Here is a 14,196-nt window from a genome sequence, read left to right as displayed (position 1 = left end):
TAATTATTCCTTTGATGTTTTTTTAGTTGAGTTATAATCCATTGCCCAACGAACAGAAAGACGTTTAAATGGATCAGAATTGGAAGGTAAATTTTGTTGACGTTCATGCCATTCTTGTACCCATAAAAAGATGCCATCAGCCAATGAAAAGAGATTGACACCATTTTTACCCCGTGTTTTTATCGCTTGAATTAAGAGATAACAAAACTCTTCGGGCGTTTGGCTGGCTAAAAGTTGTTCGAAGCATAAACGAGATAAAAAGTTACGTTCACCACCTCGAACTTTTTCACTTAATTGTGATGCAAAAGGAGCATTAGCATTGTTGGAATCGGCAAATGATGCAACCCAGGAAAAATAAACTAATGCTTGTTGATGAATCTGGTCATCATTGAATGCATTATCTTGATCAACCAAAGCTTGATTTAAAATACGATAGCCTTCTTGAGAGAATATTTCATAAAAGTCCGTTACATGACGTAGATTTGCACGTAAGTGTCTTCCATTGTAGGTACCCCCATTAAATCCATATTGCCGTTGTTGTAACATCGAAAACCAATCATCAATAATTATTTTGTGGTTTTCTTTGAGTATAATCGACTTTTTCATAAAACTGTTAGACATCTTGTTCTCCATTTTACAAGCAAGGTTATTTGCTATTTTTATTTTCTTAAAATAGGTAAGTTTATAAAAATTAGAAAACAACTCTTCTCTGGCACTGAATTGAATACAAACTTCTTGATTCGTTTTATTATTCTTAAGGTATTTAAAAGGTTGATTGGGATCGCCAAAAGCAGCTTTATCATAAACTTGGATAATATAATCTAATAATGTCTTAGCCCAATCAACTAACAATAGTTGCCGACCACTGGAATTATCTTTTTGTTCAATCAATTGTTTTACAAACTGATAAAATGGCAATTCAGTCTCCTTCCAAAAGGCAATTTCAAGGATATCTGACTGCTTATTGATTGTCGTCATCGCTTTACTCAAAATCGGGAATGTATCTTTACTGAGTGCTAAAACTTGAGCGATTATCTCTTTTAAATCACTGTTAGGATCCGCAAAATCTGGGTAGACAGGAAAAGTGTGTTCATACCAACAACGTACTTTCATATTTTCGAAATCGTAACCAAAACACCATAAATGATAGTGTTGTTTATCTTTAAAGTTCTGATCAAGATGAGTGGTAACCACTCTAGCCGAATGCGTATCATCATTGGCACTCACCATACCTAACCAATCTCGATATATTAAGCCGCCCGGTTGCCCTTTAATGGCAAGTTGCTCACCTGTCTTTTTATCTGTTCGATAGGGTGTTAGTGGATGTAGCCAATGTTGATATTGAATGCCATAATTTTTGGTTTGATATTGGGTAATTAGTTGTGTTGAGGTTTCACCACAAATATCACATTGCCCTTGCTCAGTTTGATGAAAATCTAACTCAATTCGCCGAGGCATTCCCCAAAAAGATTGGCAGTAATTAGCTTGATCAGGAAATAGACTTAAATTTTTTGGTGGTTCACTGGTCTTTGTCGGGGCTAACCAAGGAAAGACTGATGCATCAAACTGCTGTGGTCTTTCTTCATCGTCTAAAGGGATCACATTTAACCACAACTTTTTCCATAATGGTGTCGGTTTATTCAGTTCTGGCATGATTAAGGTTGTGATAGGCCCCCCACCACGCAAACTCACTCGATGTCCTTGACCACCCGACGGAGCATTAGTTTGCAAAGTGAATAGCGCCATAGCAGCACAGTGTGGGCACATTGCCTTGACGAAATCTCTTTTAATAAAGTGATCGGTATTTCGTTTTAATGCATTCTCGCCCGGGGCTTCAATTAATAAACCCGATATAGGTACTTTATTTCTTCCATCTAACAGTGCAAAATCTTGCATAAAAGAAGGTTTTGTTGCGCCAAATTGCATGGCGGTTCTGACTTGTTTAAACGCTTCGGTTAGTTGCTGTGATGAAAAACCATTATTCCAATATTTTCGCCACTCTGAATTATCTTCGGGCGATAGTGTGGTTTGCAATAAACCAATAAGAAACTGGTAAGCCGCACCTTGAAAATCGGGTCTTAAATAAGCTAAATCTGAAATGGTTTCATCAACCAATTGGCTAGGTTGAATTTTACTAAGATGACCATCGAAATGAACAACTGGTATCCAGTTTTCGTCTAATAAAGATAAAGTAGACAAATTTTACTCCTTAATTTCATATAAAATCGATGTTATGATCCGACACCGATTATCTATTTATTAATAAACCATTAATTCATCACAAATTTGATTTATTAATATAAATTGATTATGTATCTTTGCTATCAATTTATTTAACAGTATTAAATTTTATTTAACCAAAAATTACATTTTTTACGATAAATTAATGATAAAAATGTGATCTAGCACAAATTTTTTAAAAATTTACATATAACAGCTTGTATTATTGGATATTTTAATTTTTTTATATAGCTTTCTAATTAATTAAAATCACGCACATTATGTGCAACCTTATAACGGCAAAACCTTTAACATTACTTACATTAAACTAGCGACATCACGTCGGTTTGCCACTATAATTGCTAGTTTAAAGCTATTATGAAACTGATATAAAATGTAAAAGCGGGTAGATAAACCTAATGCTGAGAGAGTTATGAATCCTAAAAATAACACTAAATTTCCACTAAATAATCATCAAAATCTCCTAGACAATCCTCATCAACCTAATAAAGGGCAGATAAAAACCAAGGTATCCTTGATTTTTTCGATCATTAGCATAATAACGCCGTTTTCAATGTTGTGGATCAGTTTTGTTTTAACTTATGGGGTAGTTTGTATGTACACGAATGCGGTTGGGCAAGATGAGTTTTACCGCTTTATTTTCTTTTTACAAAAACCTGTTGTGGTCATACTTAATTGTGTAGCACTCTTGTCGGCTCTATTACATAGCATAATATGGTTTATAAAAGCCCCTAAAGCATTATTATTAACAACTGATAATAAGCAAATTAAAGCTTGGTTACTCATCGCCTGTTTATGGATAATCACAATTGCCGTATCAGTGTTATTAATTAAATTGATATTAAGATGAATGGTGTTTAAATCATGAAAATTCAAGAAACAGAAAATAAACATTCGAATAATACTGTTATCAAAGGATTATATGCCTTAGGCGGTACGTGGGCAGCTGTTTTTGTTCCAGTTGTGATGATTATCATTGGATTGATTATTCCTTTTGGCGATGCTCAAACTCGTTCCTATATTTTGAAATTAGTTAGTAGCGAACTGGGTAAAATCTTTTTGCTGTTGATGATATGCTTACCGATTTGGTGTGGATTATTACAAATTTTGAGTATGTTGCATCATTTTAAAATTTATCCTAAACGTGGGAAACTCATTATTGTTGGATTAGCACTAGCTTGGACTATTCACGCCATCTTTATTTTGTTTATCAAATAGTATTTCGATTCTTCTACAATTAATATTAACATTAGCGTTATATGAAATAACGCTAATTTTATGAAAAAATTAAAAATATGTAATTTTTCTAATAATAGTTGATTGTTTGTTTTCTTGAAATTTATTAACTTTACTTGCTGAAAGCCAATCGTGTTTATCATTGAAAGTTAACAATTCAATCAGATAATTAGCCGATTCTTTACCATTGGTAAACTCATTAGATTGTATCGTAGTAAGTTGATTATTATCATATTGGTATGAGTAATTATTTTCTTTTTGCAACCCATTACTAAATTGAGAAATCATTTTAGCAAGTTTTTGATCTTGATACTCAAAAACAAATGATGATGCTCCACTCAAGTCTTTACCAGTATATTGACTATTTTTATCCGTTTCTTTCAATTGCCATTGAACACGCTTATTAATCAAGCAATTATTATTGTCGTATTGATAGCTATCATTTTGAATAAAGATAAAATCAACCGCTTTTTTAACTTGATGAGACTGAATAATTTTACCTTCTTTATCCGTCGTAAACTGCGTAATACTATTGGTTTTATCTTCAAAATCTTCAATAATGTTTTCCCAACCAGTATTTATTTTTTGAAGATGTTCAGAGTACAACTGCTTATTTTGATCCGAATAGAGTTCATAATGGCTTAGCAAGATTAATCCTTCAGGATCATAGTCTAAAGTGTGATGAGCTGTCGTTTGATGAGCTGGTTCGTCTGTTTTAGTATTCACTATCGTTCTAATTTCTTGTTTGACACCTTTTGCTGAAGTTTCAATATAATCATAAAGTTGAAAAATATAATTATTGGCTTCAACTTGATTTTGTGTGATATTATCACCACAATTTAATGCTAAAGTATTAGTTGAAATCAATGCTATCAACGGCATTGCTATAAAAGGTAACTTTATTTTTTGCATAATTTATTAATAAACTCTTTGTTTAAATAAGTTATAAATATTGCTAGTGACAATTTTATTAATCTTTTCGCATTAATAAGGCATCACCCCAATCGACTTTATTTTTGAACTTTTGATCATCTTTTTCTTCTTGCTCATTCATTTTTTCAGAATAAAGCAATGTTTTATTTTTAGACTTTAACCTAGCAGGTTTATCCCAAAAAGATAATAAAGTTTTAGTATATTCGTTTTCTGGTTCAAAGAAGATTTTCTCCCTTGCGCCTTGTTCTATAACTTGACCATCTTGCATTACAACCACTTGATGGCACATTGAATAAATGACACCGAGGTCATGACTGATAAACAGATAACTTAATTGATATTTTTCTTGTAATGATTTGAGTAAATTTATAATTTGTTGTTGAGTGGTATGATCTAACGACGAAGTCGGTTCATCAAGAATCAGTAATTCAGGTTGTAAAATCAATGCTCTAGCAATAGCAATCCGTTGACGTTGTCCGCCTGAAAACTCCATTGGATTTCGAAAGCGCATATTAGGTTCTAAACCAACTTCAGACATAATATCAATAACGGCTTGTTCACATTCTTTTTTACTGAGTTTTTTATGTGTTAGTAAACCTTCACTTATAATTTGTTCAACATTGAAACGTGGGTTAAGAGAAGAAAAAGGGTCTTGAAATACGACTTGAATTCGGCTACGAAATGGTAGTAATTTTTTACCCGATAAGTTATGTATTGGATGACTATCGAATAAAATATCACCTTGTGATTTAATCAGGCGTAAAATAGCTAGTGCTGTTGTACTTTTGCCAGATCCAGATTCACCAACAATCCCGACTGTTTCTCCTTGATGAAGAGTAAAACCAACATTATCCACAATTTTTTTCTTTTTACTGCTAAATAATCTTTTTTGAGTTATGACTTCAACATTTAGACGATTGACATTGAGCAGGATACCTGGAATCTCAGGTAATGGCATTGGCTCACCACTAGGTTCAGCATTTAAAAGTGTTTGGGTATAGTTATGTTGTGGACGTAAAAAAATACGCTGTTTATTATTATATTCAACAATTTTACCTTGTTGCATCACCGCCACTTTGTCAGCTAATTTTTTCACAATAGCTAAATTATGCGAAATAAACAACATACTCATATTTAATTCTGTCTTTAACTCCTTGAGTAATTGAATAATTTGCGCTTGAACTGACACATCTAAAGCTGTAGTTGGCTCGTCAGCAATTAATAATTTAGGATGTGTTAATATTGCCATAGCAATCATAACACGTTGTCTTTCACCACCAGATAATTGATGAGGATAGGCTGACAATCTATTTTTAGGTTCTTTTATTCCGACCCGATCAAGATATTGCAATATTTCGCTTCTGGCCTCGTTACGTCGCATGCCTCGATGTAATGACAAAACTTCATACAGTTGTTTTTCAACCGTATGCAGAGGATTAAGTGATACCATGGGTTCTTGGAAAATCATGCTGATCTGATTTCCACGAATTTTTCTTAACTGTTTTTCTGGTGCATGTAGTAATGATTTTCCTTCAAAAAGGATATCTCCAGTTGGATATATCACTTGTTCTTTGCGTAGCAAACGTAATATTGATAATGAAGTAATACTTTTGCCAGAACCTGATTCCCCCACTAATGCCAGTGTCTCTTGTTCATCGATATCAAAATTAATATTGCTAACCACTTGCGAAATTGATTGAGCATAACCTTTAAAAGCAATACTCAAATCCTGTACAGATAATAAAGTGGAACTCATTGATACACTCCTTTGTTTGGATCAAATGCATCCCTTACTGCTTCACCAATAAAAATTAACAGTGAAAGCAGAGTTGCAATAATTAAAAATGAACTAATTCCTAGCCAAGGGGCTTGTAAATTATTTTTACCTTGTAACAATAAACGCCCTAAAGATGGTGAGTCAATCGGTAAACCAAAACCTAAAAAATCGAGCGATGTTAATGTTGTAATTGAGCCACAAAGAATGAAAGGTAAAAAAGTTAATGTTGCCACCATTGCATTAGGTAATATATGACGAAACATTATTTTACTATCACTAATACCCATTGCTTTTGCTGCTCGAATATAATCAAAATTACGTGTTCGTAAATATTCCGTTCTCACAATACCAGCTAAACCCATCCAACCAAATAATACAGTTATACCAAGTAACCACCAAAAATCGAGAGGTAGAATACTGGCTAATAAGATAATCACAAATAACTCAGGTAAACCACACCAAATTTCAATAAATCGTTGACCTATTAAATCTACCTTACCACCGTAAAAACCTTGGATTGCACCAATTATTATTCCAATAATAGTGGTAAATAAAGTTAACAGAATGGCAAAAAACATCGATATGCGAAATCCATATAGAATATTGGCTAATACATCAAATCCTGCATCGGTAGTACCTAACCAATGCGATGCAGAAGGTGGCGTTGGAAAAGTACTTTGAGTATCATAGATTAACGTATTATATGTATATCGGAATAGTGGCCATAAAATCCAACCATCTTGTTCTATTTGATTTTGTACCTGAGGATCTAAGTAATTAGTTTGAGTGTCCAATTGTCCACCGAACTCTGTTTCAGGATAAAAATGGAAGATAGGTGAATAATAATTATCCTGATATTTAATGAAAATCGGTCTGTCATTCACAATAAAATCAGAAAACAAACTAATAATAAAGAAAATTAAAAAAACCCAAAGCGAATAGTAACCACGACGATTATGTTTGAATCGCTGCCAGCGTTGTTGATTGATAGAATAATGCATGGTCATTAGTTACGAGCCTCAAAGTCAATACGTGGATCAATCATCATATAAGATAAATCGCATAACAATTTGGTGATGAGTCCAATTAGAGTAAATATATAAAGTGAACCAAAGATTACCGGGTAGTCGCGTTGTATAATCGCTTCATAACCTAATAATCCAAGGCCATTAAGTGAAAAAATAATTTCAGTTAATAACGAGCCTGTAAACAAAATACCAATAAATGCCGCAGGAAAGCCTGAAACAATAAGTAACGTGGCATTGCGAAAAACGTGTTTGTATAAGATTGCACTTTCAGTTAATCCTTTTGCTCGAGCAGTAATGACATACTGTTTACGAATCTCGTCTAAAAATGAGTTTTTAGTCAACATTGTCAGTGACGCAAATCCGCTGATCACCATAGCAATAGTTGGCAAACAAATATGCCAAGCATAATCTTTTACTTTTCCCCAAAAATCTAATTGGGCAAAATCATTCGAAATCAATCCTCGCAGCGGAAAGATATCCCAATAACTCCCCCCAGCAAATAAAACTATTAATAAAATTGCTAGCAAAAAAGCAGGTATTGCATATCCAATAATAATTAAGGTACTAGACCAAAAGTCAAAAGCTGAACCATCTTTTACAGCTTTGCGTATACCTAACGGAATCGAGATAATATAAATAATTAACGTACTCCACAGCCCCAATGAAATAGAGACAGGTAGACTTTTGCCAATTAACCCTAAAACAGATTCACTCTTGAAAAAACTATTACCGAAATCAAATAAAACGTATTTTTTTAATGTTTCAAAATAACGTTCAAATATTGGTTTATCAAAACCAAACTGTTTTTCAATCATGGCAACAACTTGCGGATCAAGTCCTCGTGCACCTCGATAATTTGATTCACTTTTTTGATGCAGCGATAATGAAGACGAACTATCTCCGCCAGGCAATAAACTTTGACCTGCATTTGGACCACTTTCAAGCATAGCTAAAGCTTGATCAACCGGCCCCCCAGGAGCTACTTGTACAATAAAAAAATTGATAGTCAAAATAACAAACAACGTAGGAATGATAAGTAACAAACGTCGGATTAAGTAATTTAACATATTAACGTTCCTTATTTTTAGACAAATTAGCTACTTTGTCTGCATCATACCACCAACTGTCAACACCAACGGCATAAGTTGGCTGTTTGGTAGGTTGTCCAAATTTATTCCAATATGCATAATAAGTGTTAGCGTTATACCACATAGGAATCATGGGATATTCATGTGTAAGAATACGATCTAGTGCACGACCTAAAGGAATTAATGCATCTTGATTATCTACATTTTTGGTAATTTCACCAATAATTCCATCAATTGCTTTATTATGCAAACCAGAACCATTCCATGATGAATTAAGATATTCACTTCCCCAAAGGATCATAAGATCCGAGGAAGGATACTCAACAGCATTATAGTTACGAGGCATCATGTCATAATCACGCTCACGCATTCGACGTAAATATTGAGCTGAATCTAATGTAACAATATTCATCTTAATACCTAAACGAGCTAAATTTTGCTGAAAAGGGATCGCATATTTTATATCATCACCAAGAAAGGTCACCAATTCAAATTCAAAAGGTTGTTGGTTTTTAGCATTAAGCAGCTTTCCATTTTCTATCTTCCAGCCTGCTTGTTTTAATAAAGCTGTCGCTTTTAATAAATTATTACGATTGAAACCGAGTCCATCACTTTTAGGCAACGAATAAGCATTTCCAAACGCACTTTCAGGGATAATATCTTTAAAATTTGTAAGCCATTTCAATTCTTGCTCAGTAGGAACGCCATGTGCAGCATAAATGGTATTTTCAAAAAAACTAAAAGGTCTTTTATAACTATCATAATAATATGCGTGATTTAACCATTCAAAATCGAACGCTAATGTAATTGCCTCACGGACTTTAACATCTTGAAATAGATCTTTTTGCAAATTAAATGCTAACCATCTGGTATCTGTTGCTGTTTGTACTGGTTTTTCCTGTTTGATAATATCATTCGAATCAAAATATTTACCTTGATATTGCGTAAACCAATTTTTGGGTTGTGACTCTCCCCGAAAATCATACTCACCTGCTTTAAAGGCTTCTAATGCAATACTGCTATCCATATAGTACTCAATACGTTTTTCATCAAAATTATCTAACCCTTTATTAACAGGTAAATCTTTTGCCCAATAGTTAGGATTTCGCTGATAAATTACATATTGCCCCATTTTATAATCGCTAATATAGTAAGGCCCACTACCAATGGGTGGTGTTGTTAATGGTTCAGAAAAATTAAGATTTTGCCAAAAATGCTTAGGAATAACTCTCATACTGCCGACAAACGAAAATAATTTTTCGCGATCTGATTTAGGTAACTCAATACGAACTCGATAAGTATCTAGAGCCTTCACGGTAACGCCTTGATTATAGACTTTATATTGAGGCACACCTTCAGTCATAAATTTATGAAAGGTAAACTCAACATCTTCGGCAGTTATAGGTTTACCATCTTGAAAAAGCGCTTTGGGATTAATGGAAACTTCAGCCCAACGATAGCTATCTGAATAAGTTATCGATGTTGCAATCAAGGGATAAAAACTGGTGATATCATCCGCTGTATTGGTAAAAAGGGAATCATATAAAGCGCCTGAACTTTTTTCAGGAGCACCACGACTAGCATAGCGATTAAAGTTATCAAACGATCCTATTTCAGCAAGTTTAATTACTCCACCTTTTGGTGCATCAGGATTAACATAATCTAAATGTTCAAAATTATCAGGATATTTAGGTTCACCTAACAGAGAAAAAACAGATTTATGATAAATCTGTTCACCGTTTTGATTTGAGCTATCCACATTTACTTGGTTATCATGATCAGATAATTTGCTAGACGAACTGATATCCTTGGGTTGTTCAGCTTGCTTTGATATTGTTTGTTTTTGGTCGGCATAAACAGATGAGGGAATAATCACAAATCCCATCATACAAGTAGATATGAGGATGGCGTATATGTTTTGTTTGATTTGGTTAATCATCCTAATTTGATTCCTGTATTTATCAACTTTGTTTTATTTATTTTGTCAGCCTTAATTTTACCGACCTTAATTGAATTTCACCTTTTTAATTTTATATTTCCATTTTGCCAAACTTCAACAAAATGAGCAAAACCTAATTAATCAACCCTTAATATAGCTTTACCGAACTTTAAACTTAATACGTTTTTTTAAGTTAACTAAAAATTATTCGATATTATAATCTATATTTATCAGATCATAACAATACTATGCAAATATTTGACAAAAGTCTTGTTCATAATGGTTTTAAAGCATAAAAATAATTTTATACTAGATTGGTTATATTAATTCATTTATTAAGTATAATTATTGTCAATGAAAAATAAGATTTTTTAAAATTGAATCAATAACAAATAATTAATTTATATCATGCCACAACAGTTTCATAAAGGATTAATATTCAGTGACTCAGCAGTTTTACCGGTATTGGGGAAAATGCCGACAAAATCCCGACAATAATAGTTATCACTTACTTGTTTACCATAATTTAGATGTCGCCGCATGTGGTTATCAAATAGTTAAACAAAATATATTTAACTCATCACAATTATTTGAACATATTGGTTTTTCTGCAAAAGATGTCGACCAAGCAGCACTATGGTTTGCTTATTTTCTAGCTTGGCATGATATTGGCAAATTTGCGAATGGATTCCAAGCATTATTTAAACATAATAATCCACAACTTGTCAGCATCGATACATCTAAAAGCTATAAATCCAGACATGATTCGCTTGGTTTTTGGTTATGGAATAACTCACTTAAACACCAACCAAACGTTAAGCTTGAACAACATAGTGAAGATATTGATGAATTATATGACACATGGCTGCTTATTATGACGGGACATCATGGCAAGCCACCAGAACGAGAAGCTTATGGTAATTTATCATTTAATGAACAAGATAAACAAGCGGCTTTAGACTATATTATCGCACTGAATCAATTGTTTATTGTCGATAGCAATCTAGCACACCATGCTTGCCATTTTTTTGATATAAATTATCATAAAAAATTAAAACAAATAAGTTGGTTAATTGCGGGTTTGACCGTAATCAGTGATTGGCTTGGTTCAAATGAACAATTTTTTCCGTTTTGTTCACAGCCCATGCCTCTTGATGAATATTGGCACAATCATGCGATGTTGAAAGCAGAAAAAGCCATTGCCACTTTACCAACAGCATCGCCAATCACCCCTTTTAATGATATTAAAAATTTGTTTCCTTTCATTGAAAAACCAACACCACTACAGCAACAAGCATTAACCTGCCAACTTTCTGATAATGGCGCAGAACTTTTTATTATGGAAGATGTGACTGGTGCAGGAAAAACGGAAGCGTCAATGATTTTAGCACATCGGCTTATGACAGCTAAAAAAGCACAGGGTATCTATATCGGCTTACCAACACAAGCAACAGCTAATGCTATTTATCAGCGCACTGCTCAAGTCTACGAACAATTATATCAAGCTGATAGCCATCCTTCGCTGGTACTGGCTCATGGCTCTAGCTATATGAATCCGCATTTTACTCAAACAATTTTAAATCACGATGAAATTAGCCAGCAAAAATACCCCAAGGGTGAACAATCAGTGAGTGGAGAATGTAATGAATGGTTTGTTGATACTCGAAAAAAATCGTTATTAGCTGAAGTAGGAGTTGGCACGTTAGATCAAGCGTTAATGGCAATTATGCCTTTCAAACATCAATCGTTACGTTTATTAGGATTACGCCATAAATTACTGATATTAGACGAAGTTCATGCTTATGACAGTTACATGGTAAAATTACTCGAAAACTTATTACATTACCATGCGTTACAAGGTGGCAGTGTTATTATTTTGACAGCAACATTACCTTTATTTCTGCGTCAAAAACTACTCGATGCCTTTTATAAAGCCTTAACTGGCAATAAACAAGCTTTGAAATTAGAACAGTCATTACCTTTTCCACTTATGACACAGCTTAATCATAACGGCTTAGTTGAACAAGCGATTGAAACCCGACCAGAAGTGAAACGCCAAGTAAATATCGAATGGATTAACAATATTGAAGCAGGTATAGACAAAATCAGCAAAGCTATACAACAAGGTAAAATTATTTGTTGGATCAAAAACAGTGTACAAGATGCAATTAGTCTATATCAACAAATTCAACTCAACTTACAACTGGATCATACACAAATCCTACTTTTTCATAGCCGTTTTGCCTATTGTGACCGTTTGGACATTGAAGAAAAAACATTACAATGGGCAGGAAAAACATCCAATCATCAAATCCGTGCAGGAAAAGTCATTATAGCAACACAAGTGATCGAACAATCCTTGGATCTTGATTTTGACGAAATGATCAGCGATATTGCCCCGATAGATTTATTGATACAACGAGCTGGACGTTTACAGCGACATGTTCGCGATAAACAGGGTAATATCAAGCCATATGATGAAAAAAATCAATCGTTAGATGAACGCCATCCCCCTTCCCTAACCGTGCTTGCCCCAGATTGGCAAGCTGAACCAAACGCGAATTGGCTTAACGAACCAGCCTTTCGAAATACCAGTTATGTTTATCCTAATCCGGCTCATTTATGGTATACCCAAAAAATACTATCCGAGCAAGGTTGCATTAAAATGCCGGATGATGCAAGGCAATTAATTGAATTCGTTTATAAACAAAATCTTGAACCACCAGCAGGATTACAAAAAGGTTATTATGGTGCTCAAGGAGCTAATTTAAGTAAATCGTCAATCGCCAATCAAAGCGTATTAAATTTGAATGCAGGTTATAAGCGTGATTCAACCAATGGATGGGATAACGAAGTCGAAGTAGCGACTCGTTTATCAGAAGATAGCGTTGATATCTATTTAGCTTATCAACAAAATGAAAAAATTATTCCTTACTGTAGTAATAGCGAATATGCTTGGGAGCAAAGTCGAATTTCGCTAAGACGTGCAAAATGGGAAAAAATCAAAAATCAGATTCCTCAACTGGATCAAACGAGTTTAGAAAAACTCAGACAACAAATACACAGACCGAACGCAATTATTGTTTTAGTTGAGACAGACAAGGAATCATCTTTTTACTCTAAAGAATTGGGCTTTTATTTAAATTAATTTAATTCAAATTTAAAAATAAACACGTTTAACTTGGAATGCGTTGGATAAAATTGATAATGATAGACTAAGTCATTATTTCAAATATAAATCAGGTAGCTATACTCATAATTAACCCCCTATTTAGATAGGGGTTAACTAAATAGCCACTGATTAGAACCACAAATTAATCTCGTTGATTAACCAAAGCCAAAATATTTTGGATTGCGGTTTTAGCTTGATGGCTATTTTTCCAACATGATGATCCTGTTAATAAAGCCCCTTTATTTAGGATTTCCTCTAAGGAGGTATTACGTAACTTTTCGAATGAATCGAATCCCATCTGTTGTAATCTTTCGATTATTTTATCACCAACATATTTTAGTTCTAAAAGGTGTTGCTTTTCTAATTCTGAAAAAGCCATATATTTCCTTATTTATTTCGCTATAAATTTTATGATTTTACTAACTTGAATTTAGTTTTTTTGTCCATTATTAAAATGCTTCATCTCTTCATTGATAAAATATTTTACTAAGTTAGCAAATAATTCTTTAATTACTTCACCATCAAGTCCCAACTCAGTAGCCCAAAGCATACGCTGGTCTAGCATGCTGTTAAAACGGGCTTTAGCCTCTACATCAGTCGCATTTTTTTTAAATTGGCTAGCCGCTTTAACATACTCAAATCGATGAGCTAATAGTTTAATGATGGTATAATCAATCTTGTCGATTTCGTTTCTAACATCATCAATGTTATTACAATCATTGGGTGAGTGATGAAGTGAATATTTAATGGACATTGGTTATATCCTCATATTTTAATATATC

Annotated in this window: 11 protein-coding genes; 3 read left to right on the top strand and 8 right to left on the bottom strand. The window is 33.6% G+C overall.

Features of this window, described 5'->3' with window-relative positions; translation table 11 throughout:
- Positions 1-3: 3 nt before the first annotated feature.
- Positions 4-2,199 (bottom strand): type I-E CRISPR-associated protein Cse1/CasA, encoded by a 2,196-nt coding sequence (casA, locus tag GYM75_RS01775; protein ID WP_220216470.1) that lies wholly within the window; start codon positions 2,197-2,199, stop codon positions 4-6.
- A gap of 454 nt (positions 2,200-2,653) precedes the next feature.
- On the opposite strand from casA, the gene GYM75_RS01770 reads away from it, so the two are divergent.
- Both GYM75_RS01770 and frdD read left to right on the top strand, forming a co-directional pair.
- Entirely contained in the window at positions 2,654-3,091 is a 438-nt protein-coding gene (locus GYM75_RS01770) for a hypothetical protein (RefSeq protein ID WP_220216469.1), read from the top strand.
- Between the two features lie 14 nt (positions 3,092-3,105).
- Complete coding sequence (gene frdD, locus GYM75_RS01765; RefSeq protein ID WP_220216468.1) at positions 3,106-3,459, top strand: fumarate reductase subunit FrdD; 354 nt, start codon at positions 3,106-3,108, stop codon at positions 3,457-3,459.
- A gap of 69 nt (positions 3,460-3,528) precedes the next feature.
- On the opposite strand, the gene GYM75_RS01760 is transcribed toward frdD, so the two are convergent.
- From GYM75_RS01760 to GYM75_RS01740, 5 genes are read right to left on the bottom strand one after another with little or no spacing between them, the layout of a single operon-like run.
- Positions 3,529-4,389, bottom strand: a complete 861-nt coding sequence (locus tag GYM75_RS01760) for a hypothetical protein (RefSeq protein WP_220216467.1) — start codon at positions 4,387-4,389, stop codon at positions 3,529-3,531.
- A gap of 58 nt (positions 4,390-4,447) precedes the next feature.
- A complete protein-coding gene (yejF, locus tag GYM75_RS01755) occupies positions 4,448-6,166 on the bottom strand; it encodes a microcin C ABC transporter ATP-binding protein YejF (protein WP_220216466.1) in 1,719 nt (572 codons plus the stop codon).
- Positions 6,163-7,194: an ABC transporter permease gene (locus tag GYM75_RS01750; RefSeq protein ID WP_220216465.1), complete on the bottom strand. Its 1,032-nt coding sequence runs from the start codon at positions 7,192-7,194 to the stop codon at positions 6,163-6,165. The genes yejF and GYM75_RS01750 overlap by 4 nt, the downstream gene beginning before the upstream one ends.
- A complete protein-coding gene (locus GYM75_RS01745; RefSeq protein ID WP_220216464.1) occupies positions 7,194-8,282 on the bottom strand; it encodes a microcin C ABC transporter permease YejB in 1,089 nt (362 codons plus the stop codon). The genes GYM75_RS01750 and GYM75_RS01745 overlap by 1 nt, the downstream gene beginning before the upstream one ends.
- 1 nt (position 8,283) lies before the next feature.
- A complete protein-coding gene (locus tag GYM75_RS01740) occupies positions 8,284-10,242 on the bottom strand; it encodes an extracellular solute-binding protein (RefSeq protein WP_220216463.1) in 1,959 nt (652 codons plus the stop codon).
- A gap of 442 nt (positions 10,243-10,684) precedes the next feature.
- Between GYM75_RS01740 and cas3 the strand changes: the two genes are divergently transcribed.
- Positions 10,685-13,390: a CRISPR-associated helicase Cas3' gene (cas3, locus tag GYM75_RS01735; protein WP_220216462.1), complete on the top strand. Its 2,706-nt coding sequence runs from the start codon at positions 10,685-10,687 to the stop codon at positions 13,388-13,390.
- Between the two features lie 166 nt (positions 13,391-13,556).
- Here the strand turns inward: cas3 and GYM75_RS01730 are convergent, their stop codons facing one another.
- On the bottom strand, positions 13,557-13,793 hold the full coding sequence (locus GYM75_RS01730) for a hypothetical protein (RefSeq protein WP_220216461.1): 237 nt from the start codon (positions 13,791-13,793) through the stop codon (positions 13,557-13,559).
- A 51-nt stretch (positions 13,794-13,844) separates the two neighbouring features.
- Positions 13,845-14,168 (bottom strand): chorismate mutase, encoded by a 324-nt coding sequence (locus GYM75_RS01725; RefSeq protein WP_220216460.1) that lies wholly within the window; start codon positions 14,166-14,168, stop codon positions 13,845-13,847.
- Positions 14,169-14,196: the final 28 nt, after the last annotated feature.

Origin of the sequence: Gilliamella sp. ESL0441 (genome assembly GCF_019469185.1) — a bacterium.
Taxonomy (GTDB): Bacteria; Pseudomonadota; Gammaproteobacteria; order Enterobacterales; family Orbaceae; genus Gilliamella.
This window is presented reverse-complemented; position numbering and strand designations above follow the sequence as displayed.